This window comes from Tardiphaga sp. 20_F10_N6_6 (assembly GCF_052076045.1).
Classification (GTDB): Bacteria; Pseudomonadota; Alphaproteobacteria; order Rhizobiales; family Xanthobacteraceae; genus Tardiphaga; species Tardiphaga robiniae.
Window position 1 is genome coordinate 4,536,762 of the sequence record NZ_CP197239.1, and the last position, 26,621, is coordinate 4,563,382.

The following is a 26,621-nucleotide window of genomic DNA, read 5'->3' on the forward strand; positions in this document are numbered from 1 at the left end:
ACAGCGCAGGGGTCGGTCAATCAAAGTTGATGGCATCTATTCGCTGTATTACAGCCTTTAATGCTACGAGGCGGAATTAGGTTGGGCCATATGGGCCCTGACGACGAAGGACGGATCGCGATGGCGAAGAAGCAGGTTCAGGGCGTCGAAAACTACAAAGGTGCCGCCGCAGGTTGGGGCGCGTTGAAAGCAGTGGCCGACGCTGTGCGCGGACAGTTGGCGGTGGTCAACGAAACGCATGGCCTCCTGACGATGAACCAGCCGCACGGCTTCGATTGCCCGGGCTGCGCCTGGCCTGATCCAAAGCATACATCGTCCTTCGAATTCTGCGAGAACGGTGCCAAGGCGGTGTCGTGGGAAGCAACGGCCAAGCGCACGACGCCGGAATTCTTTGCGGCCCATACGGTGAGTGAACTCTGGGACTGGCATGATCACGACCTCGAAAATGAGGGACGCCTCACCCATCCGATGGCCTATGACCGGGCCAGCGACAAGTATCTTCCGATCTCATGGGAAGATGCGATGGCGCGGATCGGTGCCGGCTTGCGCGCTTTGCCCGATCCGAACATGGCCGAATTCTACACGTCGGGCCGTTGCTCTAACGAAGCAGCGTTCATGTATCAGTTGTTCGTGCGCGAGTTCGGCACCAACAATTTCCCCGATTGCTCGAACATGTGCCACGAGGCCACCAGCGTGGGCCTTCCGGAATCCATTGGCGTCGGCAAGGGCACGGTGACGCTCGAGGATTTCGATCATGCGGATGCGGTGTTCTGTATCGGGCACAATCCCGGCACCAATCATCCGCGCATGCTGACGACCTTGCGCGAATGCTCCAAGCGCGGTGCTGCCATCGTTTCAATCAATCCGCTGCGCGAGCGCGGGCTGGAACGATTCACATCCCCGCAGCATCCAGCGGAAATGCTGACGTTGAGCTCTACGCAGATCTCGTCGACCTATTACCAGGTCAAGGTCGGCGGCGACATTGCCGTGCTGAAGGGCATAATGAAGACCGTCGTGGCGCTCGACGCCGCGAGCCTTGCCGAAGGCGGCCCCGGCGTGCTTGACCGCGCCTTCATCGCCGAACATACCAACGGCATCGAGGCGCTGCTCGCCGATCTCGACGCGACCTCATGGGAGGCCATCGAGAAATCGTCTGGCCTGCCGCGCGCCGATATCGAAAACCTCGGCAACATCTACGCCGCGGCCAAGAGCGTCATCATCAATTACGGCATGGGCATCACCCAGCATCGCCACGGCACCGGCAACGTGCAGCAGATCGCCAATCTCCTGATGCTGCGCGGAAATATCGGCCGTCCCGGCGCCGGGATCTCGCCGCTGCGCGGGCACTCCAACGTACAGGGCGATCGCACCGTGGGGATCACCGAAGTACCCAACGCTGCGCTGCTCGACGGCATCGAACGCACCTTCAACTTCAAGCCGCCGACTGCGCATGGTCATGACGCCGTCGCGTCGGTGAAGGCGATCCGCGATGGACGTTCGAAGGCGTTGATCTGTCTTGGCGGCAATCTCGCGGTCGCGATGTCCGATCCCGAGGAGACCTATCCGGCGATGCGCAGCCTCGATCTCATGGTGCATATCGCCACCAAGCTCAATCGCTCGCATCTTCTGATCGCGAAGGAGTCGATCATCCTGCCATGCCTTGGCCGCACCGAGATCGACGTGCAGGCGACGGGTCCGCAACTGGTGACGGTGGAAGATTCGATGTCGATGGTGCACGCCTCGCGCGGCGGCTTGAAGCCGGCGTCCGAGCATCTGAAGTCCGAGACTGCGATCGTTGCCGATATGGCCATCGCGACTTTGCCGAATACCAAGGTGAAGTGGCTGGACTACGTCGCCGACTACAGCAAGGTCCGCGACGCCATCGAGTCGGTCTTTCCGGCCTTCGAGGACTACAATGCGCGGATCAAGAAGCCGGGTGGCTTCCGGCTGCGCAACGCCGCCTCGGAACGGGAATGGCTGACGCCGAGCAAGAAGGCGCAGTTCCTGGTCTTCTCCGGCCTCTATGAGGACGGCCCCGCCGAGACCGCGTTGACGCTGACCACACTGCGCAGCCACGACCAGTACAACACCACGATCTACGGTATGAACGATCGCTATCGCGGCATCACCGGGCGGCGCGATGTGGTGTTCGTCAACGAGCAGGACCTCGCCCGCCGCGGGCTCAGCCACGGTGATCTGATCGACATCGTGCTGGACCGTCCAGACAGCGCACCGCGCGCACTGCGTCGGGTGACGGCGGTGGCTTACAACATCCCGCAAGGATCGGTAGCGGCCTATTATCCCGAGGCCAATGTGCTCGTGTCGCTCGACCAGCACGATTTGAAGTCGGGAACGCCGGCTTACAAATCGATCCCGATCCGCATCGAGGCATCTGCAGCTTAAGCTGCACCGCAGCATTGAGAGAGCATGACCGCCACGGCTTTCGTGGCGGTTGATGCGCGCCGTGTTTCCGCGTAGGCGAGCGCCATGACCAGTGCCGCCGACTCTTCTGCCTTCAAGCGCGTTGCCATCGATCCGCCCGTGAGCGTAGCGCTCGTGGCCGCGATGCTCATTCTGACCTGCGGGCATGTACTGTCCAACATGCTGCGCACCACGCCTGCGGTCGCGATCGATGTGATGTCGACCGATCTCGGCGTCACGCCGCAGACGCTGGCCGCGCTGACTTCCGCCTATCATTTTTTCTTCGCGCTCCTGCAGATTCCGGTCGGCGTCGCGCTGGATCGCTACAGCATCCGTACGGTGTCGCTCGTACTGTTCGCCGGTACGGTTTGCGGCGCGGCGATTGCGGCGCTGTCGACCGGGCCGCTCTCGTTCTTCGTGTCGCAGGCAACGATCGGCATGGCGACGTCGGGCATGCTGATGTGCCCGATGACACTCGCGGCCAAGCGGCTGACACCAGCGCAGTTCGGTCTGTGGTCCGGCATCATTCTGTCATTCGGCAATGCGGGGCTGCTGTTGTCGGCCAGTCCGCTTGCTTACGTCGTCGAGCGCTGGGGATGGCGCGCCGGATTCTGGATTGCCGCCGCAGCGGCGATTGTCGTGGCGATGCTGATCGCGGTCATGGTGCCGGCATCGCGTCCCGAAGGCCAGCCGCGCGCGCTTCTGGGCGAGATGGTTTCGGTTCTGCAACTCGGTGTGTCACGTGCTGTGCGCGGTATCGTGATCCTTGCTTTCGTGTCACTTGCGGTTCAGCTTGTGTTGCGTGGCCTTTGGGCCGGCCCTTGGCTGATGAATATCAAGGGACTGTCGCGGATTGAGGCCGGCAATGTGCTGGCGTTGTTTACGGTGGCGCTGGTGATCGGACCGGCGCTGTCGGGCCTGCTCGATCGCAAGCTGGGTCATCGCCGCATGCTGCTGTTTGCGGTCCATTTGTGCGCCGCCGCGTTGCTACTCGTGATGGCGCTCGGTGCACCGGGCTATCCGTTGGCCACGCTTTTCGGCCTGCCAGTGATGCCCGTGGCAGTCGATACCGGCCTGCTTGTGGTCGTCGGCCTTCTCGTCGCGATGCAGCCGCTCGTCTATGCGATGATCCGCCAGGTCGTCGCTGCCGAGAATATTGGCAAAGCGCTCTCTGCAGCAAACCTGTCATTCTTCCTCGGCACCGCCGTGATGCAATCGGCTACCAGTCCGATTGCCGCCGCCTGGGGATTGCCCGCAGTTTTAATCTCAATGGCGGTATTCCTGACCCTATGCACCCTCGTCTTCTTCGTGTTGACGCGTCCCGCAGCGCAGCGCGGGGCTGCATAACAGGTTCATGATGATTGCGACGGCAAGTTGCTGGAATTGCCGTGAGTCCTGTGGTCTGATGCGCAGAGTGACGCGATCAAGACGTCGCGCGCGGTCTCGCATTGCGGGGCGCCTCACACAGGGAGGACGTGACTTGCCGTTTTTCGTCAGGGGAACCGATACGTCAGGGACTGTTTCACTCCGCCGCGACAACGCGGCCGGAGCTGTCAAGAAGGCCAGGGAGCTGCTCGATGACGGCAGCTGGGATGTTGAGATCACCGGTCCGGATGGACTTCCGCATCCGATTGCCGAATTCGAGGCGATGTATTCCATCGGCGCGACGACTGCGGTGCATGCGACATAGCTGACAGGCAAGGGATGCAGTGACGGCGACCGATCTTGTTCTGCATCACTATCCGCGTTCGCCGTTTGCCGAGAAAGTGCGCGTCGCCTTCGGATTGAAGGGCCTGCATTGGCAGTCAGTGATCCAGCCGCGGATCGCGCCGAAGCCAGAGCTCGTGGCGCTCACCGGAGGCTATCGCCGCGTTCCGGTGCTGCAGGTCGGGGCCGACATCTATTGCGATACGCGCCGCATTCTTGCGGAGCTTGAGCGGCGTTTTCCCGAGACGACGCTTTATCCGACGGGCACGCGCGGTCAGGCCGATATCATCGCGGCCTGGGCCGATTGCGCGCTCTTTGCCAATGCTCTTGGACTGGTCTTCGGCCTGAACGGCGATCGTTTTCCGCCAGAGCTCCATGCCGATCGCGCGAGTTTCACGTCAGGCAAGTTCGATGGCTGGGACAGCGTGAAGATGCGTGAGCAGATTCCTGCGCTCCGCAACCGGTTTCGCATTCATCTAGCCTGGCTCAGCGATTGGCTTGCGCATGGCGACGCATTCCTGCTCGGCAACGCGCCATCACTTGCTGACATCGCCGTCTACCATCCGCTCTGGTACGCGCGCCGCAATCTCGGTGAGAGCGAAGGTCTTGCCGAGCATCCGCGCGTTCTCGCGTGGATGGACCGGGTTGCCGCGCTGGGGCACGGAATGGTTGAGGAGCTGTCGCCCGAGCAGGCGCTGGACATAGCGCGGCTCTGTCAGCCTATGGCGACATCTGCTTCTCCTCATAACGATATTGCAGATGATCAAGGTCTGCCGTTTAAGGAAGGCGTAATGGTATCGGTCATGCCGACCGATTGGGGTTTCGATCCCGTCATCGGTGCGTTTGTTTCTGCGGGTCATGACAGCATCGCTTTGCGGCGTGAGGATCCCGATCTCGGCGCGACGGTTGTACACTTCCCGCGTGCAGGCTTTGCGATTGCGCGACTGTGAAAGCCCCGTCACGGATGCATGGCCCTCATTCGCGATTTCCATGCGCCGCAATTTGACGCAGCTGCGCAAACGCGGCTAAGTCCGAAAAACGCTGCCCGACTGCGATATGCAGACTCCCAATCTGTAACGCAGTGTTCGACACTCCAGCGCCCAGTAACAGAACAAGAAAGCGCGCCGCTTCAGCGTCGTTGCGCATCGGAGGATATGACATGACCATGACCCGCCGCACATTTGGACTTGGTGCCTCTGCCGTTCTGGCGGGGCCGATCGCCGCGCCGTTCATTCGCAGCGCAGGCGCTGCCGAGCCGGCGATCCGCATCGGCATGGTCAATTCGATGAGCGGCGGTCTTGCGGCTTACGCGCAGGAAGGCCAGCCGGCTTTCGAATACATCATCAAGAAGATCAATGCCGAAGGCGGCATCAAGAGCAAGGGCGGCGCCAGGATCGAGCTGGTGCTGGCGGACGATACCAGCCAGCCGGCGCGGACCGCTGCCGAAGCGCGGCGCCTGATCACCGAGGAAAAGGTGCAGCTTCTGACCGGCACCATTCTCAGCGCACAGATGCTGGCGCTGACGCCGGTGGTCGACGAAGCCAAGATTCCGACGCTGTCGGTCTGGGCTGGTGGGTCGCAGTCGAACTATATGTTCACGCTGGGTTATCCCTATGATCGCGGCTATGCGCAGACCATGCATGACTTCGTCATCTCATTGCGCGATGATTTCAAGTTTCCGATCAAGACTGCCGTCATGGCCTATTCGAATTACGAGGCCGGCCAGCAGTCGAACAAATTCCTGGTCGAGAAGCTGAAGGCCAGCGGCATCCAGATCATCGGCGAAGCCGCGCTCGATATTCGTGCGCAGGACCAGACGGCGGCCATGGTTCGTATCCGCTCGCTCAAGCCGGACGTCGTTGTCGGCCTCGTGACGCCGCGCGACGGCATCCTGCTGCATCAGGCGCGTTACAATCTGAACTATCACGGCAGCATCTTCTGCGGTGGCACCGGCGGCTACTCGGATCTGTCGCTCTGGAAGGATCTCGGCCCCGAGATCGGCAAGGCCGTGCTGACGAAGAACCTGTTCGGCATGACCGGCTTCAGCGCGGGCGCCAAGATCGAGTCGATGCAGAAGATCGTCTCGGAATTGCGCGATGTCGCCAAGCTCGAAAAAATCGGCCAGGGCGCGGTGCAATACGCCCAGGCGGCGCGCGTGCTGCAGCAGGTGCTCGAGAATGCCAAGTCGCTGCAGAGCGATGCATTGCTCGAGGCGCTGAAGAACGTCAACATTCCGGCAGGCGATCCGAACCTCTACATTGCCAAGCCGAAGGGCCTCCAATTCGCGGAAGACCGTCTGCTCAAGGATGGCTCTGCGATGTTCATCCAATGGACTCCCGAGCAGGATCAGCAGGTCGTATTCCCGAAGGAATTCGCCCAGGTGCCGCCGCGGCCGAAGTCCTGATCGGTCCTGCACTGAGGCTCGGCGCAACATAAAGAGTGGACGGCTGTGGCATTTCTGGAAGTCTCCAACATCACCAGGCGGTTCGGCGGGCTGGTCGCGCTCAACGCGGTGAGCTTCGACGTCGAGAAAGGCGAAATTCTCGGCATCATTGGCCCGAACGGTGCCGGCAAGACCACTTTGTTCGGTGTGATCTCCGGCTTCATTCCGCCGACTGCGGGCGACGTCGTTTATGACGGTGAAAGCATTATCGGGGTGTCGCCGGATCGGCTGGTGCGCCGTGGATTGATGCGCTCGTTCCAGATCGTCCAGTCCTTTGCCGACATGACGGCGCTCGACGTCGTCACGACCGCAGCGTTGACGCGCCGGCCGATGCGCGAGGCCATCGACTATGCGGCGCAGGCGCTGCTGCGTGTCGGCCTTGGCGGCAAGGAGCACAAGACGCCGGCGACACTGTCGCTGCAGGACAAGAAGCTGCTGGAACTGGCGAAGTGCATCGCTACCGATCCGCGCTGCATTCTGCTCGACGAGGTGATGGCCGGCTTGACCATGGCCGAGACCGCCGCGCCGATCGCGATCATCGAGGAGCTCAACAAGCAGGGTGTCACCATCGTGATGGTGGAGCATGTGATGCCGGTCATCATGCGGCTGGCGCAGCGTATGGTGGTTATCAATTTCGGCGAGAAGATCGCGCAGGGCACGCCCGACGAGATCCTTCGGGATCAGCGCGTCGTGGATGCCTATTTCGGAGATCATCTCGATGCTTGAGATCGATAATCTGGTTGCAGGCTACGGTGGTGTGCCGGTGCTGCGCGACATCAACGCCAAGATCGCTGCGGGCGAGATCGTCGGTCTGCTCGGCGCCAACAATGCCGGCAAGACCACGCTGATCAATGCGCTGTCCGGCATGGTCAAGCCGATATCCGGCCGGATTCTGTTTCTGGGCGAGGACATCAGCAAATTGACGCCGCAGGCGCGTGTCGAGCTCGGCATCGTGCAGGTGCCGGAAGGCCGTCTGGTGTTTCCGGAAATGAGCATCCGCGAAAACCTTCTGCTTGGCGGCATCAATGCGCACGCGCGCAAGCATCGTCCGCAACAGATGGAAAAAGTCATCGGGTTGTTTCCGCGGCTCGGCGAGCGGCTGACGCAGAGTGCCGGGTCACTGTCAGGCGGTGAGCAGCAGATGCTGGCCATCGGCCGCGGGCTGATGGCGGAAGCCAAGCTCCTGATGCTCGATGAGCCCTCGCTCGGTCTGTCGCCGCTGTTCGTGCAGTATATTTTCGAGATCATCGACAAGTTGCATGCCGATGGGCTGACCATCCTGCTGGTGGAGCAGAATCTGAATTTGACGTTGCGCCACGCCAAGCGCTGCTACGTGCTGGAGCGCGGGCAGGTGGCGGTCGAGGGCGATGCGGAGACCGTGAAAAACGATCCGCGCACCCGCAGCGCCTATCTTGGTCTGTGATCGGAGAGTGATGTGACCGAACTTTATCAGGCTCTCGCCCAAGGCCTTCTGATCGGCGCCACCTATGGCTTGCTGGCGCTGGGCATGGGGCTTGTCTACGGCGTGTCGGGCGTCGTCAATTTCTCGCATGGCGATTTCATCTCGCTCGGCATGTTCATGTGCCTCGCGCTGTACTCCGCCTTCGCCATGGACCCCTATGTGTCGATCATCATCACGGTGCCGCTGATGACCGCCATTGGCGCACTGGTCTACATCTTCCTGATACGGCCGATGGTCGGACATCAGTTCCTGATGGTGGTGCAGCTTACGCTCGGTCTGAGCCTGGTGCTGCAGAACGGCATCCTGATGGTGTTCGGCGGCGAGCCGGCACGTACGCCCTCCTTCGTCGAATCCAAGCTGATCATTCTCGGTGACGTGGTGCTACGGGTGCCGCATATCGTGGCTTTCGTCGTCTCCTTCGCGCTGGCGATCGGCCTTTACATCATGCTGCGCTCGACCGATTTCGGCCGCTCGATCCGTGCCGTGCACCAGAATGCCCATGCCGCGGCCCTGATGGGCATCAATGTCGGCCGCGTCCAGGTGCTCACTTTCGCGCTCGGCATCGGCATTCTCGCATTGGCTGCCGCACTGCTGCTGCCGGGCACTCCGATCCAGCCGACCCAGGGTCTGCGCTACACCGTGATCACGCTGCTGGTCGTTGTGCTCGGTGGCATGACCAATTTCGTCGGCATCATGCTCGGCGGCCTGATCATCGGCATCGCCGAAGCTTTCGGCACGATCTATCTCGACGGCCCGATCGGCTTGCTGCTGCCATATATCATCTTCGTGGCGATCATGCTGTTTCTCCCGAAGGGCCTGACCTGGAGCTCGGCACGATGAGAGACGAATTCTACAAGACGCTCGCATCGCCGATCTGGTGGGGCGCGCTGGTCATCGCCGCCATCATGCCGTTCGTGCTGTCGAGCTATTACGTCCACATTCTCACGCTGGCGCTGGTCTATGTGGCACTGGCTTCGTCGTGGAACATCGTCGGCGGCATGGCCGGGCAGATCTCGCTGGCGCACAGCCTGTTTATCGGCATCGGATCGATGTTCTCGGCCGCGCTGTTGCTCAAGCTCGGCATCAATATGTGGCTGGGTCTCGTGATCTCGGCGGTGATCTCCGGAATCCTGGGCGCCGTGATTGCCTGGATCGATTTCCGCTTTCAGCTCGGCCATCTCTCTTTCGTGCTAATCACGCTGGCTTTCGCGGAAATGGGCAGCATCGTTGTCGAGGGCTGGGACTTCCTCGGCGGCGCGTCCGGGCTGCTGCTGCCGAAGGACACGGGTAATTTCCTGGCGTTCCAGTTTGGCGGCGGTCACGGTGCGTTCTGGATGATGCTGGGGCTGGCGGCGATCTGCGTGCTGGTCAATGTTGCGATCCTCAATTCGCCGCTTGGCTATTATCTGCGCACCATCCGCGACAACGAAAAGGCGGCACAGGCGATTGGCGTCAACATCCTGCGCTACAAGATCACCGCGATGGTGATCTCGGCGATGCTCGCCTCCGTCGTTGGTACCGCCTATGTGCGCTATCTCACTTTTGCCGATCCCTATCTGCTGATCTCGCCCGTCATCACCATCGAGATCGTGCTGTTTGCAACCGTCGGCGGGCTCGGCCGCGCCTATGGCCCCGCGCTTGGCGCATTGCTGCTGGTGCCACTTGGTGAAATCCTGCGCGGCAAGCTCGGCAGCACGCTGCCCGGCCTGCATTATTTCATCTACGGCATCGTGGTGATCTCGGTGATTTTGGTGACGCCGCGCGGGCTGTTGCCGCTGTTTGAACGACTCTGGGCGCGTTGGCGCGGCCCTGCGGTTGCCGGCAAGCCCTAAGCGGCTCGGGAGCTGGCGGCGCTGGAACTTCGGTCATCCGTTGGCTGATGCCGTTTCCAACGCTAGTCTCTCGCCGCGGTGGAGCATTGGCTCTGCCGGTTGGGAGCTGAAATCATGCGCTTCGACGCTATCATCATCGGCGCTGGGCAGGCCGGACCTTCACTCGCGGGTCGGCTCACATCCGCAGGCATGTCGGTCGCGATCGTCGAACGTCATCTGTTTGGTGGCACCTGCGTCAATACCGGCTGCAAACCGACCAAGACGCTGGTCGCCTCCGCCTATGCTGCGCATCTTGCGCGCCGCGGCAGCGACTATGGCGTGATGATTGACGCGCCCGTGCGGATCGATATGGCTCGCGTGAAGGCGAGGGCAGACGAGGTGATCCGCGACTCGCGCAATGGCGTCGAAAGCTGGTTGCGCGGCATGGACAAATGCACGGTCATCAACGGCCATGCGCGCTTCGAATCTGCGGATACGATCCGCGTCGGCGATGAGTTGCTGACGGCTCGGCGGATCTTCCTGAATGTCGGTGGGCGGGCCGTCGTGCCGGATATGCCGGGGATCAACGACGTCACCTATCTGACCAATACAGGCATCCTGCAGTTCGACCGGGTACCGAAACATCTGGTGGTCATCGGCGGCAGTTATATTGGGCTCGAATTTGCGCAGATGTATCGCCGCTTCGGCGCCGAAGTGACGGTGGTTGAGAAAGGCGCGCATCTGGTCTCGCGCGAGGATGTGGAGATTTCAGAGGCGATCCGCGATATCCTGCTCGCCGAGGGCATCCATATCCGAACCAATGCCGAATGCATCACCTTCAAGCCACATCCCGATGGCGTGACTGTCGGTGTCGACTGCACCGAAGGCGCGCCGGAGATCATCGGCAGTGATGTTTTGCTCGCCGTCGGGCGACGGCCGAATACCGACGATCTCGGTCTCGACAAGGCTGGCGTCGCTGTGGACGCGCGGGGCTATATCAAGGTCGATGACGGTCTCGCTACCAATGTGCCGGGCATTTTTGCGATGGGCGATTGCAACGGTCGCGGCGCCTTTACGCATACGGCTTACAACGATTTCGAGATCATCGCCGCCAATCTGCTCGATGGCGCAAGCCGCCGCGTCAGCGATCGGCTTCCCGGCTATGCGCTGTTCATCGATCCGCCGCTTGGCCGCGTCGGCATGACGCTGACTCAGGCAAAGGCCACAGGAAAGAAATTGCTGATCGGCAACCGGCCGATGACCCATGTGGGCCGTGCCGTCGAGAAGGGCGAGACCGCGGGCATGATGCAGGTTGTGGTCGATGCTGAAACGAAGAAGATTTTGGGAGCCGCCATCCTCGGTACCGGAGGCGACGAGGCGATCCATGGCATCCTCGACATCATGAATGCCGGCGCCGACTATACCCAGTTGCAATGGGCGGTGCCGATCCATCCGACAGTGTCGGAACTGATCCCGACACTGCTCAACGAGATGAAGTGACCGCTCAGGCGGTCTGGAACTTGAGCACGGCCATCAGCGTCAACAACGTGGTTGCGCAGGATGCAGACACAATCGCCATATTGATCAGATTACGGGCTGCCATTGTCACGACTGCAGAAGCGGGGTGAGCCACATCGGGCGCAGCATTTTTCTTGCGCGGAGCCGGTTTCTTCTTTGCTGCCATGATGATCCCCAAAGAGAGGGGTCAGACCGTTGACCGGCCTGACCCTGACGCCTTCCCTGCCGAGGTGTGTCCCTCGATCATGACGCGACCATCGCATGAATGACCGGTGAACTGCTTAACGCGAGTGGTAAATCGAATCTGACCGGATTCGATGGTTTATGAATTTCCTCGTTCTAGATTGTTCGCCCGCCATCGACCGGCAGGATCACGCCGGTGAGGAACTCGGATTCCTCGCCTGCCAGATACACGCAGGCATTGGCGATATCCGAGGGGCGCGACATGCGGCCGAGCGGGATCGTCCCGATGAATTTGGCGCGGTTCTCCGGTGTATCCGGCACGCCCATGAAGGATTCCAGTAGCGCGGTTTCGCCGATCACCGGCGCGATGCAATTGACGCGGATGCCATCGGGCGCCAGTTCCACGGCCATCGATTTCGACATCAGGTTCACCGCGCCTTTGGTGGCGTTGTACCAGGTCAGGCCCGGACGCGGCCGGACGCCGGCTGTCGAGCCGATATTGATGATGCGACCGCTCTTCTGCTTCTTCATCACCGGCACACAGGCATTGGTCATCAGGAAGATCGATTTCACATTGATGTCGAACGCCTTGTCGAATTCTTCTTCGGTCACTTCGAGCAAGGGCTTGTTGCGAAAGGTCCAACCGGCATTGTTGACGACGACGTCGAGCTTGCCGAATTTTTCGACCGCGAGCTTCACCGAGGCATCAACATCCGCCTTGCTGGTGACGCTGCCGCCGAGGGCGATTGCGCTGTCGCCGATCTCGGCCGCAACCTTCTTCGCGCCATCGGCATTCAGATCGAGGATGACGACCTTGGCGCCTTCGCGCGCGTAAGATCGTGCGATCTCGGCGCCGAAACCCGATGCGCCGCCGGTGACGATGGTGGATAGGCCTTGAAGTCGCATGTTGTTTTCTCCCGGATTTTGCGCCTTGGCTGGCGCTTGACGATCAAGGTTAGAGCCGATGGTGGCGGCTGTGAAGGCGCTACGGCGAATGGCTGCTAAAGGAAGCGTGGCTTTTACAGGAAGCGTCTTGCGTTGACTTCTTCGAGATCGAGGCCTTCCTCGATGGCGTGCAGCACGCTGTCGTGGATTTCACCCTCACGGTGCATCTTCAGAAGCTCTGCACGGCCGGCTTCGATGGCGGCCAGCACGGTCGTGTAATGGTCGATGCGGTGCGGCGATAGTGCCTCGGCCTCTTCGGCATAGCGCGCTGCGGCGCCCTTGCGATAGGTATATTGCTCGAACAGGCGCGGATGGCGATGTGTGCCGTCATCATTGCGTGACGCCTTCTCGATAGCTGAAAATTGCGCGGCCGCAACGCGCGCGCGCGCCTGCGCCTCGCTGAGTTTGGAGTGATGCGGTGTGCGGACATTGTCAGTTTTGATGAGACGGCGCACGATCGGTGCCAGCGTCGAGCCCTGGACAAGGACCGTCACCAAGATGACTGCGAAGGTGATCGCCAGGATGACGTCACGGCCGGGAAATTCCTCCGGCAATGATAATGCGGCAGCGAGGCTCACCACGCCGCGCAAACCGGCCCAGCTCATGATGAACGGCACCGTCCATGGCGGAGCGGGGTCGCGGGCGCGCAGCTTCGGCATCAGCATGCGCGGCAGATAGGTGCCCGGAAACATCCAGGCGAAGCGCGCGAGGATCACTGCTGCGATGACAGCAGCCGTCACCGGCAACAGCGCCACCACGGCGTCATAGCCGCCGAGGCGATACAGCACGCCGCGCAGCGACAGCCCGATCAGGATAAACACCAGAGATTCCAGCACGAACACGACGACGCTCCACGCTGCGGTGGCCCGGGTGCGCGTCGCAGCGCCGAAGAACTCGTGCTGCTTCCATCCGAGGATCATGCCGCAGGCGACGGTGGACAGCACGCCGGAGACGTGGAGCTTTTCCGCGGCGATATAGGAGATCCAGGCGACCAGGAAGGTCCATGCAATCGCAAGGTCGATTTCCTTGATGCGCTTGATCACCAGGATGGCGGCGAAGGCGAAGACGATGCCAACAAGCAGGCCGCCGATCGCGACCGAGAAGAAACTCACGGTGGCCGCAGTGGCGCTGAACGAGCCGGTCAGCGCTGCCGCGATGGCGAAGCGCAGCAGCACCAGGCCCGATGCGTCGTTGACGAGGCTTTCGCCCTCCAGCAGCACGATGATGCGCGGCGGAAGCGGCACGCTCTGCAGCACGGCCTTGGCCGCCACCGAATCCGGCGGCGAGACGATGGCGCCGAGCGCAAAACAGGCAGCCCAGGGCAGCGACGGCATCACCAGATGCGCAACCACGCCGACCACGAGGGTGGTGAAGAAGACAGCGCCGACGGCGAGCTGCAGGATGATGCGAAGATCGGCGCGGAAATCCCGCCAGGAGGTGAACCAGGCGCTCGACATCAGCAGCGGCGGCAGAAACAGCACGAGCACCAGCTCGGGGTCGATTTCGACATCCGGGGTGCCCGGGATCAGTGCGAAGCCGATGCCGCCGAGGATCAGTGCAGCCGCGCGCGGGAGCTGAAAACGCCGCGCGATCATGTCGAGCAAAACGATGACAGCCATCAGCAGCAGGATAATTTCGAAGCGGGAAACGGCGGTCATGAGGGCCTGTCGAGATGCGAGAAAAACGGTCGGACGTCGATTCGGGCCAATGCCGTGATCTGATGTCTGTCATCTATCTTGCAAATGTCGCACGGGCTGTACAGCGGGCCAGTGATTTTGCAGCAGGCCAGCACGAAAAAGGGCGACCCGACGGGCCGCCCTTCGATGCCTTAATTATGCGCTTCAGACTACTCTGCGCTGCTGACCAGTCGCAGCGACACCCTATGCTCCATCATGCTGCGATAGGTGGCCACATAATCGAGAGCCATGCGCCGGGCGGTGAAGCGGGTTTCGAACTGCTTGCGGATCGCTGTACGGTCCATGCCGGCGAGACGACCCACCGCGGCAACTGCACTGGTCTCGTCCTCGACGATGAAGCCGGTGAGGGCCTCGTCGATGATCTCCGGCACCGAGCCGCGATTATAGGCGATGACCGGCGTGCCGCAGGCCATGGATTCGATCATCACCAGGCCAAACGGCTCCGGCCAGTCGATCGGCAGCAACAGACCATAGGCGCCGCTGAGGAATTCCGGCTTCTCGCGGTCGCTGATCTCGCCGATATATTCGACCAGCGGATTATCCATCAGTGGGCGAACGACCTGCTCGTAATAGTCCTCATCCGCGCGGTCGATCTTGGCCGCGATTTTCAGCGGGATGCCGGCGCGGATGGCGATCTTGATCGCGCGGTCGACGCCCTTCTCGGGCGCAATACGCCCGAGCACGGCGAGGTAGCTCGGCGTGATCGGTTGCGGCGTCAGCAGCTTCTCGGGAAGGCCGTGATAGATCGTACGCACGAAATTCGCCTGCGGTACCGGGCGCCGCTGCGCGTTCGAAATCGAAACAACGGGAATCTTGGAGAAAGTCGTGAAGGTCGGCTGATGTTCCGGCAGATCCAGACGGCCGTGCAGCGTCGTGAGAAATGGTGTGGGTTGGCGGGAGAATAGCGAGAACGGATAGTAATCGAGATGGAAATGCAGAACGTCGAATTCGTCGTCGTCACATTTCTGTCTTACGCGTTCAAGCATCTCCATATGGAGTGCGTTGGGATCGCGGACAGAGCCGTCGAGCCGCAGCGCCTTCGGCCATCCGGCGTCGAGCTTGCCTGACGTTTGAGAGTCGCCGCTGGCGAACAGCGTAACATCATGCCCCTGCGCCACCAGCTCTTCGGTCAACCAGTGGACGACGCGTTCCGTGCCTCCATAGAGCTTCGGCGGAACGGCTTCTGTCAGCGGAGCAACTTGCGCGATGCGCATTTTACATATCTCCCATGTTGGAAGTGATGAACAACTTCAGCGACGACGTGTCGGTACCGGTATGCCTGAAGCTGGAACGTTCTCGCATCTGCGAGGTTCCTATGTGATCTGCGTAGTTCGTCCACACTGTGGTCTTGCTGATGCCATCACGTTCAACCACGGTTTCCGGAGTGTTAATGCTGCCCGAATGTTGCGCCGAGATGGCGAGAGCGTGGGAAATTCGGGATGGCATCATCTCCATCAGCGGGCGGGGACGCTGTCCGTCGAGATTCTTGTTCTTATTCAACGGGTTTTGACAATCACATGGACAGTCTTTCCGGATATGCGTATCGCCCTTTCGCTTTCGTGATGCGCTACATCAGGATGCGTTCTGCATCGCATCTGATCATCCTGATATCCGTGCTTGCAGCCGTCGCCTGTTCGGTGGGCACGCAGTACGGAATTAAATTTTTAGTCGATGGCCTCTCATCGGGGCCTTCGGGAGCCGGTAATACCGTCTGGATCGCATTTGGCGTTCTGATCTCGCTGATCACGGCAGACATGTTCCTGTGGCGCGTGGCCAGCTGGACCGCGAGCTACACATTCGTTGGTGTCACCGGCGATCTCAGGCGCGATATCTTTCGCCATCTGACCGGACACGCACCGAGCTACTTCTCGGATCGGCTGCCCGGCATGCTGACCAGCCGTATCACGGCAACATCCAACGCGGTCTTCACGGTCGAAAACATGTTTGTCTGGAACGTCTTGCCGCCCTGCGTCGCGACATTCGCGGCTATCCTGCTGATTGGAACCGTCAGCCTGCCGATGGCGGCGGGACTGACGGTCGTGGCGGGCGCGGTCGTCGTGATGATGTTCAAGATGGCCGCGGCCGGCAAGAAACTGCATGACGACTTCGCCAGCAAGGCGGCCGCCGTCGATGGCGAAATGGTCGATGTCATCAACAATATGCCGCTGGTCCGCGCATTTTGCGGATTGAGCTTTGAGCATGATCGTTTCGATGAAACGGTCGATCGCGAGCTGAACGCCCGTGGTCGCAGCCTGCGCTATCTCGAGCGTCTGCGCCTGACGCATGCGGCCATCACGGTCGCGCTGACGATCGGGCTGCTCGCCTGGGCGATCATGCTGTGGCAGCGAGGCGGCGCCAGCACCGGCGACGTCGTTCTGATCTGTACGCTCGGTCTCTCGATCCTGCATGCGACGCGAGATCTTGCGGTAGCGCTCGTAGATGTCACGCAACATGTTGCGCGCCTGTCCGAGGCGCTGTCCACATTGCTGGTACCGCATGAGCTCAGCGACCATCCCGAAGCCGAGCCGCTGGTGAAGTCAGGTGCAGCGATCGCCTTCAACAATATCTCGTTCCGTTATCCCGGCGGTCTGCAGGTGTTCGACAAGTTCACGTTGCGACTCAATGCCGGCCAGCGCGTTGGCCTTGTCGGCCAGTCCGGCGGCGGCAAGTCGAGCCTGTTTGTATTGCTGCAGCGCTTCTATGACGTGCAGGATGGTAGCATCACCATCGATGGCCAGGATATTTCACGCGTGACCCAGCACAGCCTGCGTCACGCAATCTCCGTGGTACCGCAGGACATCTCATTGTTCCATCGCTCCATCATGGAGAACATCCGGTATGGACGTCCTGAGGCGACGGATGACGAGGTACTGCGTGCCGCTATTTCGGCGCGTTGCGACTTTGTTGAGACGCTGCCGGAAGGTCTTCACACCATGGTCGGGGACCGCGGCGTCAAACTGTCCGGCGGGCAACGTCAACGCATCGCCATTGCACGCGCCTTCCTGAAGGACGCGCCCATTCTGCTGCTGGATGAGGCAACGGCGGCCCTCGACAGTGAATCGGAAGAGGCGATCCGTGAGGCGCTGGCGCGTCTGATGCGTGGTCGCACGGTAATCGCGATCGCGCATCGCCTCGCGACGCTGCGCAATTTCGATCGCGTGGTCATGCTGCAGAGCGGCAAGATCATTGAGGACGGCAAACCTGATCATCTGATGCAGGGCGAGGGGCCGTATCGGGAACTCGTCACACAGGAAATGAGCCGTCTCGCGCAGCACGCAGCCTGACGACTCAGTTATCCTCTCCAGGCGCTGCGTTTATCTTCGTGCCTGTCTTCACCTTACAACCGGCCGAGGTCATCCATGCCCATCGAAGCCGCCGCGACCAAGTTGAACGCTATCGCCGATCAAAAGGCGGTCGAGTCGCCGTTCTACATTCCGATGACGGGTCCTGCTTCGCGCCCGCGACGTGCGCTCAAGCACGACGATACGTTTGTGGTGCTCGACAGTCATGGTGACATTGGCGCGTCCGCGGGCGGGCCGGATGGCCTGTTCAATGCCGATACGCGTTATCTCGCGCGGCTGGAGCTGGCGCTGAACGACGTGCAGCCGTTGTTGCTCGGTTCGAATCTGCGCGATGACAACTCGTCGCTGACCGTCGATCTGACCAATCCGGATATCTATCGCAACGGCCGCCTCGTGCTGCAGAAAGATATGCTGCACATCGTGCGCACGTTCTTCCTGTTGCGTGGTGCGGCTTATCAGCGGATCGGTCTGCAAAATCACGGCGAACACCGTGCGAGTTTCGATCTGACGCTGTCATTCGACAATGACTTTGCCGATCTGTTCGAGGTGCGTGGCGAAAAGCGCAAGCATCGCGGCATCGCCACCAGTCGCCTGGTCGGGCCCAGTGACGTTGCGCTGGAATATACCGGCCTCGACGGTAAGCCGCTCAGCACGATGGTGCATTTCGATCCGCGCCCGACGCGGCTGGCGGCCAATACCGCGACCTACCACTTCGAGCTGAAGCCGCAGCAAACGACGTCACTGTTCGTTGCTGTCAGTTGCAACGCCGAGGTCGGCCACAAGCCTGTACCGTTCTTTCGTGGCTTGCTCGCGCATCGCCGCGAGATGCGCAATTTCAGCAAGGGTGCGGCGACGGTCGAGACCTCGAACGATATTTTCAACGAGGTGCTCTGCCAGGCGATGGCCGATCTCAGTATCCTGATGACGAATACGCCGCAGGGCCGTTACCCTTACGCCGGTATTCCCTGGTATTCGACGACATTCGGTCGCGATGGCCTGATCACGGCGCTGCAACTGTTGTGGATCGATCCGCGCGTGGCGCGCGGCGTGCTGAAACGGCTTGCGGCATTTCAGGCGAAGTCGGTCGATCCGCTTGCGGATGCCGAGCCCGGCAAGATTCTGCACGAAATGCGCGGCGGCGAGATGGCTGCGCTCCGCGAAGTCCCGTTCGCGCAATATTACGGCAGCGTCGACTCCACGCCGCTCTTTGTGATGCTCGCAGGGATGTATGTCGAGCGCACCGGCGATGATGAAACCCTGCACGAGCTGTGGCCGGCCGTTGAGGCCGCCCTCGGATGGATCGATGGTCCCGGCGACCCCGACAAGGATGGCTTCGTCGAATATCAGCGCGCCACCGAACAGGGACTGCAGAACCAGGGCTGGAAAGATTCGTATGACGCCATCTTTCATGCCGATGGAAAGCTCGCTGAGGGCAATATCGCACTGGCGGAGGTGCAAGGCTATGTCTTCGCCGCCAAGCATCTGGCGTCGCGTCTCGCATTGCGCACAGGCCTGCCCGACAGGGCCCGGCAGCTCGAGGCCGAAGCGGAGCAACTTGCTGCGCGGTTCGAGGAAGCATTCTGGTGCGAGGAACTCGGCACCTATGCGCTTGCGCTCGACGGCAAGAAGATGCCTTGCGCGGTTCGTGCCTCCAATGCGGGACAGTTGCTGTTTACAGGCATCGTCCGTGAAGACCGTGCGCGCATGGTCGCTGCCGACCTAATGCGTCCGCATTTCTTCACCGGCTGGGGCATTCGCACCATTGCGCGCGGCGAGGCGCGCTACAATCCCATGTCCTATCATGACGGCTCGATCTGGCCGCACGACAATGCGCTGATCACACTCGGTCTGGCGCGCTATGGCCTGAAGCATTCGGTCGAGGCCGTCTTCAAGGGCCTGTTCGACACCGCGGCCTATATGGACTTGCGACGATTGCCGGAATTGTTCTGCGGCTTCCAGCGCGAAAAACGCCGCGGCCCGACCTTGTATCCGGTGGCCTGCGCGCCGCAGGCCTGGGCTAGCGCTACGCCGTATACCCTGCTCGAGGCAGCACTAGGAATCGAATTCGATGTTGCGCGCGGGGAAATTCGTTTCCGCAATCCGCGGCTGCCCGCTTTCCTGCAATACGTCATTTTGCGTGATCTTCGGCTCGGCGAATCCAGCGTCGATCTCTGCCTGCGCAAACACGAGAACGATGTGTCGCTGGAAGTGCTGCGAACCCGCGGTCAGATCCAGGTATCGATCGTATTGACGCATTGACGCGTCGCCTGGCGCTGGGGTCGTGCCCATCAGCGAAACGCGTGAGTGAGGGAGTTTCCATGCCTGCAATTCGTATCGTTGCCGGATTGGCTGTCGCGTTGGCGTTGAACGCCGTGGCCGTGTGCCAGGCGGCGGATGCGCCTGTGCCTCCGCCCGCGACGTCAGAGAAATCCACCCCTGAAGCGCAGCCGTCCGTGCCGTCGCCCGCACCGGATGCGGCTGCGGTGCAGCCGGCAGCGCCACCGGTCGCGTCCACGCCTCCTGCGCCTGTCGCCAAGCCGCCATCGGTTACGGTGATCGACGCTTTCGATGCCAAGGGCATTCTCGGCCGCGACGTGCGCAGTCCCGGAAGCGAGAATATGGGACGCATTGCCGACGTGATCGTCGATCGCGCGGGCCAGGTGCGCGGCGCGGTCATCGACTTCGGCGGTTTCCTCGGGGTCGGCTCGCGCAAGATCGTGGTCGATTGGGGTGCGCTGCATTTCTGGAACGTGGCCGACAAGACCGCCAGCATCACGCTCGATCTTACACGCGAGCAGGTGCGTGCTGCGCCGGAATACAAGGACGACCAGCCCATCGTCGTGCTCGGCGCGTCCGGCACACTGACGCCGCTGAGGTTTCCGCCTCTTACCATGCAGGAGCGCTAATTGGCGGTTCACGCGACCACACGCGCAGCTGATCTCTCCCGCCGCGATGATGTCGCGGCGGCGGTGCCTGAGGTCGCCTGCGCGCCGGGGATTGCGCCGGAGTCCGAGCCGGGCCCGCAGGAGCCGCAGCGGAGTCCTGAGCCATCGAAGCAGAGCCTGCGCGGGCTCGACTGGTTCATCTTCTTTCTCGCCGACGTGCAGACAGGATTCGGCCCGTTCGTTGCGGTCTATCTCACCACGCAGAAATGGACACAGGTCGAGATCGGCTTCGTGCTGTCGATCGGGGGCATCGTCGCGCTGCTCGGCCAAATTCCGGGTGGCGCGATCATCGATGCGGCGCGCTCGACGCGGCTGGTCGCCGGTGCCGCGGTCGCGACCATCGGCGGCTGTGCGCTAGCTTACGCGGCGCTGCCGGTGTTTCCCGTCATTGTCGCGGCAGCGACGTTGCATGCGATGGCGAGCTGCGTGCTCGGCCCTGCGATCGCCGCTATCAGCCTGGGGCTGGTCGGGCCGCTGCGGATCGGCGAACGGCTGGGGCGCAATGCGCGCTTCGCCTCGCTCGGCAATGGCGTCGCTGCCGCCGTCATGGGCACTTGCGGCTATCTGCTGTCCAGCCGGTCGGTGTTCATCGTCACCTTCCTGCTGGCGCTGCCGGTGCTCTATGCGCTGTCCCGGATTCGACCTCAGGAGATCAACCCTGCGCAGGCCCATGGTGCCAGCACCAAAGAGGCCGAGAGCAAAAAGCCGATCCGTTTTCGCGATCTGGTGCGGCAGAAGCCGCTGTTGATTTTTGCCTGCGCTGTGCTGCTGCTGCAGCTTGCCAATGCCGCGATGCTGCCTTTGATGGCGGGCGTCGTCACGACGCGCTCGGCCGACTGGGCACCGGCGCTGATCGCCTTCTGCATCGTGGTCCCGCAGGCCATCGTCGCGGCGACCTCACCGACGGTCGGCCGAAAGGCGCAGCAATGGGGCCGTCGGCCGCTGCTGCTGATCGCTTTCGCCGCGCTCGTGATCCGCGGATTGCTATTCGCCGTGGTCACCGATCCGTTTGCACTGGTCGCCGTGCAGGTCTTCGACGGCGTCACTGCTGCCGTGTTCAGCGTGATGATCCCGCTGATCGTCGCCGACATCGCCTTTGGCAGCGGTCGCTTCAGTCTCGCGCAAGGCATTGTCGGCACCGCCACCGGCATCGGCGCGTCACTCAGCACGGTGACCGCCGGCTTCGTCGCCGACAAGCTCGGCGCGCCGGTTGCCTTTGTCGGTCTGGCCTGCGTCGCCGGGCTTGGTCTGTTGCTGATCTGGCTGGTGATGCCGGAAACTCGCCGCGACCACGGCGAGGTTGAGAACGGACCTTAGGGCGCGACGCTCTCACCGAGGAAGTTGACCGCGGCCGTGACACCGCCCTTGCCGTGCGGAATGCCGAGCGCCTGCAATCCCATCTCGATCACGCCGAGCGTTCCGAGAATCATGGGCGCGTTGACATGGCCCATATGGGCGATGCGGAATGCTTTTCCGTGCAGGTCGCCGATGCCGACGCCGAGAATGACGCCGCATTTGTCGCGGCAGTAATCGAGCAGCGGCGTCGGGTTGTCCATCCGCACCGTCGTGACCGTGTTGCCGCGTTCTTTCGGCTCGATGATATTGAAGCTCAGCACGCCGCCATCGGCCCATACGGCAACGGCGCGGCGCACGGCTTCCGCCAGCAATCGATGACGCTGGAACACGTTAACCAGCGTCTCGTCGAAAAGCATGTCGATGGCCTGACGCTGCGCGAACATCAGGTGCACCGGCGCGGTGCCCGAATGTTTTCGGTAGTGCTCGTCGCCGTCGCGCTCGGTCCAGTCCCAATAGGGTGTGCGCAGATTGGCAGTCTTGTGGATTTCGCGCGCACGATCATTCGCCGCGACGTAGCCGAGGCCGGGCGGTGTCATCAGGCCTTTCTGCGAGCCGGACATGGCGACATCGATGCCCCATGCATCCATCTCGAACGGCATGCAGCCGAGCGATGCGACGGTGTCGACCATGAACAATGCGGGATGGCCGGCGGCCTTGATGGCCTTGCCGATGGCTTCAATGTCGTTGAACGCGCCTGACGCCGTGTCGATCTGCACTGCAAGCACAGCCTTGATCTCATGCTTGGTGTCTTGTCGCAACGTCGCTTCAACCTCGGCAGGACGAATGGCGCGATTCCAGTCGCCCTTCAGGCTCTGCACGTCGACGCCCATGGCGCGCGCCGCGTGGCCCCAGCCGACCGCGAAACGCCCGCTTTCCAGCACCAGGATCTTGTCGCCGCGCGACAGCACATTGGTGAGCGTCGCTTCCCAGGCACCATGCCCGTTGGCGATATACATATAGGTGTTGCCCTTGGTGGCGAACAACGTGCCGATATCGCGCAGCAGCCCGAATGTGAGCTGCACCATTTCCTTGGAGTAGATATCCAGCGGCGGACGATGCATCGCCCGCAATACTTCGTCTGGCATCGTGGTGGGGCCGGGGATGGCGAGAAATTCACGACCTGCACGAACGACCATTTTCAATCCTTGTTGGTATTTTTGGCCATGGTGCCATGGCGCAGCGCGAAATCAAAGCGCGTGTGAGGTGGTTTGAATTTCACCGCTTAGTGAGTCAGCGCATCACGCCCGATCACATTCGCGATGGCCTGGAAGATCTGGTCCTTGATCTCGGTCGCCGCCGGGCTCGGGATCGTCTCGGGAGGGCCGTCGTGTTTGGCGCAGGCCACCACGAGCCGCAGGATCCAGACTTCGCCATCGGTGTAGTACAGGTCACCGCCGCCATTGTGGCCGGCGACGGTTGGCCCGATTCCTGTGACCTGATATTTGGCCTCGACCATGCCGGCCTTTTCGAGGTCGCCTGCGAGTACCGCGCGCTCCGCGTCGATATCGGCAGCGATATGATGCGTGATCGCGCCGGTGTATTTGCTGATCCCGACGCTGCGATCGAAAGTCGCATCGCCGAGCCAGACCGGGCGATCTTCCTGCCCCTTGTCGAGTACCTTCCAGAGCCGGATGTGGTGGCGATGATCAGCGCTGTTGCCGACCGGCTTCTCGAAAGCGAGATCCTCGCGACGGCCGAGGTAAACCAGCGGGCTCACCGGTGCTTCGCGATAGGGGCGGTCGAGCAAGACGCTGCCGACAATCTCGAGGGACGAGCGTAAAGTTACGGGATCGGCGGGATACCATCCGGCAGCATGCATCGCGCACAGCACGTCCTTCTTGTCGCCGATCAGGCCGACATTGATGGGATCGCCCGGGATGCCCTGCGCGGTCATGGTCGTCATCGGCAATCCGGCAAGGCTCTTCTGGTGCTCGTAATGGGTCCATAGTTCGGGGAGCAACAGATAGGCGATGCCGCCATAGATGATCAAAGCGAGCAGCGTCAGTCGCGCCGCCCGGAATGTCCGGCTGCGGCGTTGTTTTTGCGCAATGACATCCGTCTGCAGGTCAGCCACGGTTCCGCTCGATCGAATCTGAGCGGGGAACCTGCCACGTCAGCGCCACGATGTCATCGTCGGGTCTCGCGGCAGCCGGCGGCTTCGGCCTCTTCTTTAGAGCAAAACCAGCGTGTTCCCTTGCTGATCCGCATGCTGATCTTGGCATACCAGCGGCTTTCGGGCGTGTGATAGATGCAGACGCCGGCCCGGTTGACGTTGCCCTTGATCCGGCAGGTTGGCGACGGCGCCACGTGGCCGGATGCCGAGGCCAGCAGGATCGGCAAGGCATCCTCCGGAGGCTTGATCGAGCCAAGAATGGTGGTTTTCTTGTTGCGTACGCGCCAGTCCCAGGGCGCAAAGAACGCGCCGGCCCAAAGTCCGGCCTTGGCCTCACGTGCGGCTTTCTCGTCGGCATCATAGGCATGCGAGAAGCGCACATAGGAGAGCGCCCAGCCGCTCTTCACCATCCATTGGCTGATGTCCTCGCCGTCAACCTCACATTTGGCAACCGAGCGACCGAAGCGATCGGTCCGTAGCACGTGGCAGGTCCAGCTCTTGTCGCCGACATGTTCAACAAGCGCTTCATGTGCCGCGACGCCGCAGGTCCAGCGCTCGCCGGCGGCATTCAGGCACAACTGATCGAGGCCGGGCGAGTCCATGCCGGCGAGCCGGATGCGGGTCGCGCCAATGGTCATCTGGTCGCCGTCGCGGATCTTCGGCACGCCGGTCAGGTCGGCGGCCTGTGCCAGTGCGGGAATGCAAAGCATCGCGATAAAAAGAGAGAAGGTGCGGAACATGCGCATCGAACCGTTTGATTGCAAAATCATGACGACAATCCGGAGACAGTGCGGGCATTTCGCCGCCCATGCCAGCGCGGTCGCTCCTTCATACCTTCAACTTCGCGCGATGAACTATGCGGCATGGCCGTTCATCATTCTCCGCCGCGCCAGCGCGAGACCCATCAGCACGAAGGCTGAGGTCACTTCGGGACCGCCGACGAGAATCCGTGTTGGCGTTTTCATCTTGTTCCATTCATAGGCCTTGAACGGACCCTTGCGGCCGCCTTCGCCTGTTGCCGTGATGATGCAGCGCAGCGCAGGTGCGAAATGCGCGAGCTCGCCGCCGAGATGTCCAAGCGCGATCAGTGCGAGTGCCGCATCGAAAGTATTCATCTCGCGCGCAATCAATTCGTCCTGCACATAAGCGAGCACACGCAGGCGAATGAAGTCGAACGTGCCGTCGGTATCGATGGCCTGTTGTGTTGCGGCTGGTAGCTCACGGAAAGCCGCATAGCAGCGGCCGAAATAGGCGATGTAGAGTTCTGGCAGATAATAGATGTGCGATTTTGGATCAGCGAAGGCGCCGGATGCCACGAGGCGGCGCTGGAAGCCGATGATCCGCTGCATCGTTTCCAGACGTGTCGGTGTCTCCATGACTTTCCAGCGAACCAGATTTCGGAATGACACTTCGAGCACGTCGAGATTGAGCGTCGGATCGAGGTCGTTGCCATAGGGCCGCTCGCCCGCGAGATTGTCGATCCAGGTGACGATGGCGCCGTCATAGTCGATGTGATCGTTGATCGGCACGGTGACCATCGGCTCGTTGCTGCCGTTGCCGACCTGATAACCGGCATAGAAGTCGAGCAGGGGTTGATCGAGGATCGGATCGGTGGAGCCGGCCTGTGTGGCGGCGGAGAACGAGCAGGCGGTGGTGTCGCAGTCCGGCACATAGATGCCGAAGCCGAGATCCTGCTTGATCTGCGCGAACAGCCGGCTGAAGCGCGGATGCGGCGGCGGCGCCAGCGCGGTGATGACGTTCACGCGCGTCCCGTCATGCGAGCGGACTTCCTCGCGGCTGGTGACCAGGCAGAATTCAACCATCGCATCGATGGCGCGGTGCGAGGATGTCGTCTGGTCCGGCGACGGCAGTCCGGTTTCGCCGAAGCTGAGCAGCGCCTCGGTGAAGAACGCGTCGTAATAGGCAGAGCGATGCCGGATCTGCACCGGCTCCCACATGGGTTCGGCAATTCCGGTCCATGGCGGATTGATGAGTTTTCCGGCCGGCGAGCGGGCGATGAAGATACGCGCGAGAGTGAACAGCAGCGTCGAGTTCTTGTAGCCGCGCGAATTCAGGCCCGTCAGAGCCATCAGGAAATCGCGGCCATGCATGTCGGGATCGCCGATCAGGTTGAATGCCGCGTAGGTGGGGATGAAGCCGTTGCGGTCGAACGAGCGCAGCAGATGCGCGCCGCAGGCCTTGATGACATTGTCGATCTCGCCCAGCGACGGTGCCTGCGCTGATGCCGTCACCGGCTTCGGCTCTGGATGGCTCAATGTGACCGTGTCGAGCAGCTCGGCGATGGGCTGGCCGATGGCTTCCCAATCGGGGCTCGCGTCGTCGCGCGCCGCTCTCAGGGCCTGCTGTATGGCTTTGAACCGGGCAGGGTCGCGCAACTCGGGCAGGCCGGCGCGACAGAGCAATGGACGGAGCGCAGGATTGCCGAGCGCAGTTTTGTAGAACTTGACGATATGGGCGTCGCCGCCGGTGTGCTTGTGAAATAGGGGATCGCAGAGGTCGTAAAGCGACGGGCCGACCTTGCTCGCTGTCAGCGCGCGGTATGCGGCGCCGGCAAAATAAGTCACACCCATGAGGTTTCTTTCAGTGCCGCCCCCTGCGCACGCCTCGAAAACCGCCCGCCGCTGCTGCGGCGCAATCGCTTCCCGACACCTGCAAGCCTTTGAAAAATTGCACGAATCGGTCTGAATTACAATTGCG

General features: G+C 61.8%; 23 protein-coding genes. 14 read left to right on the forward strand and 9 right to left on the reverse strand.

Annotated features, from left to right (window positions below):
- Positions 1–120 precede the first annotated feature (120 nt).
- The 10 genes from AB7813_RS21810 (at position 121) to AB7813_RS21855 (ending at position 11,344) form a co-directional block, all read left to right on the forward strand.
- Positions 121–2,403: an FdhF/YdeP family oxidoreductase gene (locus tag AB7813_RS21810; protein WP_439065602.1), complete on the forward strand. Its 2,283-nt coding sequence runs from the start codon at positions 121–123 to the stop codon at positions 2,401–2,403.
- An 84-nt stretch (positions 2,404–2,487) separates the two neighbouring features.
- Positions 2,488–3,768 (forward strand): MFS transporter, encoded by a 1,281-nt coding sequence (locus tag AB7813_RS21815; RefSeq protein WP_441228372.1) that lies wholly within the window; start codon positions 2,488–2,490, stop codon positions 3,766–3,768.
- 133 nt (positions 3,769–3,901) lie between these two features.
- Positions 3,902–4,111, forward strand: a complete 210-nt coding sequence (locus AB7813_RS21820; protein ID WP_439065604.1) for a hypothetical protein — start codon at positions 3,902–3,904, stop codon at positions 4,109–4,111.
- 19 nt (positions 4,112–4,130) lie between these two features.
- Complete coding sequence (locus AB7813_RS21825) at positions 4,131–5,078, forward strand: glutathione S-transferase family protein (RefSeq protein ID WP_441228373.1); 948 nt, start codon at positions 4,131–4,133, stop codon at positions 5,076–5,078.
- 209 nt (positions 5,079–5,287) lie between these two features.
- Entirely contained in the window at positions 5,288–6,532 is a 1,245-nt protein-coding gene (locus tag AB7813_RS21830) for an ABC transporter substrate-binding protein (protein ID WP_439065606.1), read from the forward strand.
- Between the two features lie 45 nt (positions 6,533–6,577).
- Positions 6,578–7,297: an ABC transporter ATP-binding protein gene (locus AB7813_RS21835; protein ID WP_439065607.1), complete on the forward strand. Its 720-nt coding sequence runs from the start codon at positions 6,578–6,580 to the stop codon at positions 7,295–7,297.
- Positions 7,290–7,994 carry an ABC transporter ATP-binding protein gene (locus AB7813_RS21840; RefSeq protein ID WP_089266697.1) on the forward strand — a complete coding sequence of 235 codons (705 nt, stop codon included), beginning with the start codon at positions 7,290–7,292 and terminating at the stop codon, positions 7,992–7,994. Before AB7813_RS21835 ends, AB7813_RS21840 begins: the two co-directional genes overlap by 8 nt.
- A 12-nt stretch (positions 7,995–8,006) precedes the next feature.
- Positions 8,007–8,873 carry a branched-chain amino acid ABC transporter permease gene (locus tag AB7813_RS21845; RefSeq protein ID WP_068737690.1) on the forward strand — a complete coding sequence of 289 codons (867 nt, stop codon included), beginning with the start codon at positions 8,007–8,009 and terminating at the stop codon, positions 8,871–8,873.
- Positions 8,870–9,865, forward strand: a complete 996-nt coding sequence (locus AB7813_RS21850; RefSeq protein ID WP_231078435.1) for a branched-chain amino acid ABC transporter permease — start codon at positions 8,870–8,872, stop codon at positions 9,863–9,865. The genes AB7813_RS21845 and AB7813_RS21850 overlap by 4 nt, the downstream gene beginning before the upstream one ends.
- 114 nt (positions 9,866–9,979) lie before the next feature.
- Positions 9,980–11,344 (forward strand): FAD-containing oxidoreductase, encoded by a 1,365-nt coding sequence (locus tag AB7813_RS21855; RefSeq protein ID WP_439065608.1) that lies wholly within the window; start codon positions 9,980–9,982, stop codon positions 11,342–11,344.
- 4 nt (positions 11,345–11,348) lie between these two features.
- Here the strand turns inward: AB7813_RS21855 and AB7813_RS21860 are convergent, their stop codons facing one another.
- The 5 genes from AB7813_RS21860 to AB7813_RS21880 form a co-directional block, all read right to left on the reverse strand.
- Positions 11,349–11,528, reverse strand: a complete 180-nt coding sequence (locus AB7813_RS21860) for a hypothetical protein (RefSeq protein WP_439065609.1) — start codon at positions 11,526–11,528, stop codon at positions 11,349–11,351.
- A 173-nt stretch (positions 11,529–11,701) separates the two neighbouring features.
- Entirely contained in the window at positions 11,702–12,451 is a 750-nt protein-coding gene (locus AB7813_RS21865) for a glucose 1-dehydrogenase (RefSeq protein WP_093758024.1), read from the reverse strand.
- Between the two features lie 113 nt (positions 12,452–12,564).
- Positions 12,565–14,148, reverse strand: coding sequence for a Na+/H+ antiporter (locus AB7813_RS21870; RefSeq protein WP_439065610.1), 1,584 nt, complete (start codon positions 14,146–14,148; stop codon positions 12,565–12,567).
- 188 nt (positions 14,149–14,336) lie between these two features.
- Positions 14,337–15,401 carry a glycosyltransferase family 4 protein gene (locus AB7813_RS21875; RefSeq protein ID WP_439065611.1) on the reverse strand — a complete coding sequence of 355 codons (1,065 nt, stop codon included), beginning with the start codon at positions 15,399–15,401 and terminating at the stop codon, positions 14,337–14,339.
- A gap of 1 nt (position 15,402) precedes the next feature.
- Positions 15,403–15,687, reverse strand: coding sequence for a hypothetical protein (locus tag AB7813_RS21880; RefSeq protein WP_139285809.1), 285 nt, complete (start codon positions 15,685–15,687; stop codon positions 15,403–15,405).
- 17 nt (positions 15,688–15,704) lie between these two features.
- Between AB7813_RS21880 and AB7813_RS21885 the strand changes: the two genes are divergently transcribed.
- The 4 genes from AB7813_RS21885 (at position 15,705) to AB7813_RS21900 (ending at position 21,751) form a co-directional block, all read left to right on the forward strand.
- A complete protein-coding gene (locus AB7813_RS21885) occupies positions 15,705–17,471 on the forward strand; it encodes an ABC transporter ATP-binding protein (protein ID WP_089266712.1) in 1,767 nt (588 codons plus the stop codon).
- A 75-nt stretch (positions 17,472–17,546) separates the two neighbouring features.
- Positions 17,547–19,748 (forward strand): amylo-alpha-1,6-glucosidase, encoded by a 2,202-nt coding sequence (locus tag AB7813_RS21890; RefSeq protein WP_441228374.1) that lies wholly within the window; start codon positions 17,547–17,549, stop codon positions 19,746–19,748.
- A 59-nt stretch (positions 19,749–19,807) separates the two neighbouring features.
- A complete protein-coding gene (locus AB7813_RS21895) occupies positions 19,808–20,395 on the forward strand; it encodes a PRC-barrel domain-containing protein (RefSeq protein ID WP_439065613.1) in 588 nt (195 codons plus the stop codon).
- A gap of 90 nt (positions 20,396–20,485) precedes the next feature.
- Entirely contained in the window at positions 20,486–21,751 is a 1,266-nt protein-coding gene (locus AB7813_RS21900; protein ID WP_439065946.1) for an MFS transporter, read from the forward strand.
- On the opposite strand, the gene AB7813_RS21905 is transcribed toward AB7813_RS21900, so the two are convergent.
- The 4 genes from AB7813_RS21905 to AB7813_RS21920 all read right to left on the reverse strand — a co-directional run bounded on the left by AB7813_RS21905 (position 21,748) and on the right by AB7813_RS21920 (position 26,494).
- The gene (locus AB7813_RS21905) at positions 21,748–22,926 is read right to left on the reverse strand and encodes a pyridoxal-phosphate-dependent aminotransferase family protein (protein WP_439065614.1); all 1,179 of its coding nucleotides are present in this window, start codon (positions 22,924–22,926) and stop codon (positions 21,748–21,750) included. The genes AB7813_RS21900 and AB7813_RS21905 overlap by 4 nt on opposite strands.
- Before the next feature lie 86 nt (positions 22,927–23,012).
- On the reverse strand, positions 23,013–23,864 hold the full coding sequence (locus AB7813_RS21910) for an LssY C-terminal domain-containing protein (RefSeq protein WP_093758029.1): 852 nt from the start codon (positions 23,862–23,864) through the stop codon (positions 23,013–23,015).
- A 53-nt stretch (positions 23,865–23,917) separates the two neighbouring features.
- Positions 23,918–24,643, reverse strand: coding sequence for a thermonuclease family protein (locus AB7813_RS21915; RefSeq protein ID WP_309943819.1), 726 nt, complete (start codon positions 24,641–24,643; stop codon positions 23,918–23,920).
- A gap of 114 nt (positions 24,644–24,757) precedes the next feature.
- A complete protein-coding gene (locus AB7813_RS21920) occupies positions 24,758–26,494 on the reverse strand; it encodes a hypothetical protein (protein WP_441228375.1) in 1,737 nt (578 codons plus the stop codon).
- Between the last annotated feature and the right edge of the window lie 127 nt (positions 26,495–26,621).

What these genes read in the sequence shown, in the direction of transcription:
- AB7813_RS21810 (WP_439065602.1), top strand. Translation starts at nt 121, where the DNA reads ATGGCGAAGAAGCAGGTTCAGGGCGTCGAAAACTACAAAGGTGCCGCC.
- AB7813_RS21815 (WP_441228372.1), top strand. Translation starts at nt 2,488, where the DNA reads ATGACCAGTGCCGCCGACTCTTCTGCCTTCAAGCGCGTTGCCATCGAT.
- AB7813_RS21830 (WP_439065606.1), top strand. Translation starts at nt 5,288, where the DNA reads ATGACCATGACCCGCCGCACATTTGGACTTGGTGCCTCTGCCGTTCTG.
- AB7813_RS21840 (WP_089266697.1), top strand. Translation starts at nt 7,290, where the DNA reads ATGCTTGAGATCGATAATCTGGTTGCAGGCTACGGTGGTGTGCCGGTG.
- AB7813_RS21850 (WP_231078435.1), top strand. Translation starts at nt 8,870, where the DNA reads ATGAGAGACGAATTCTACAAGACGCTCGCATCGCCGATCTGGTGGGGC.
- AB7813_RS21855 (WP_439065608.1), top strand. Translation starts at nt 9,980, where the DNA reads ATGCGCTTCGACGCTATCATCATCGGCGCTGGGCAGGCCGGACCTTCA.
- AB7813_RS21860 (WP_439065609.1), bottom strand. Translation starts at nt 11,528, where the DNA reads ATGGCAGCAAAGAAGAAACCGGCTCCGCGCAAGAAAAATGCTGCGCCC.
- AB7813_RS21865 (WP_093758024.1), bottom strand. Translation starts at nt 12,451, where the DNA reads ATGCGACTTCAAGGCCTATCCACCATCGTCACCGGCGGCGCATCGGGT.
- AB7813_RS21870 (WP_439065610.1), bottom strand. Translation starts at nt 14,148, where the DNA reads ATGACCGCCGTTTCCCGCTTCGAAATTATCCTGCTGCTGATGGCTGTC.
- AB7813_RS21875 (WP_439065611.1), bottom strand. Translation starts at nt 15,401, where the DNA reads ATGCGCATCGCGCAAGTTGCTCCGCTGACAGAAGCCGTTCCGCCGAAG.
- AB7813_RS21885 (WP_089266712.1), top strand. Translation starts at nt 15,705, where the DNA reads ATGGACAGTCTTTCCGGATATGCGTATCGCCCTTTCGCTTTCGTGATG.
- AB7813_RS21890 (WP_441228374.1), top strand. Translation starts at nt 17,547, where the DNA reads ATGCCCATCGAAGCCGCCGCGACCAAGTTGAACGCTATCGCCGATCAA.
- AB7813_RS21895 (WP_439065613.1), top strand. Translation starts at nt 19,808, where the DNA reads ATGCCTGCAATTCGTATCGTTGCCGGATTGGCTGTCGCGTTGGCGTTG.
- AB7813_RS21905 (WP_439065614.1), bottom strand. Translation starts at nt 22,926, where the DNA reads ATGGTCGTTCGTGCAGGTCGTGAATTTCTCGCCATCCCCGGCCCCACC.
- AB7813_RS21915 (WP_309943819.1), bottom strand. Translation starts at nt 24,643, where the DNA reads ATGTTCCGCACCTTCTCTCTTTTTATCGCGATGCTTTGCATTCCCGCA.
- AB7813_RS21920 (WP_441228375.1), bottom strand. Translation starts at nt 26,494, where the DNA reads ATGGGTGTGACTTATTTTGCCGGCGCCGCATACCGCGCGCTGACAGCG.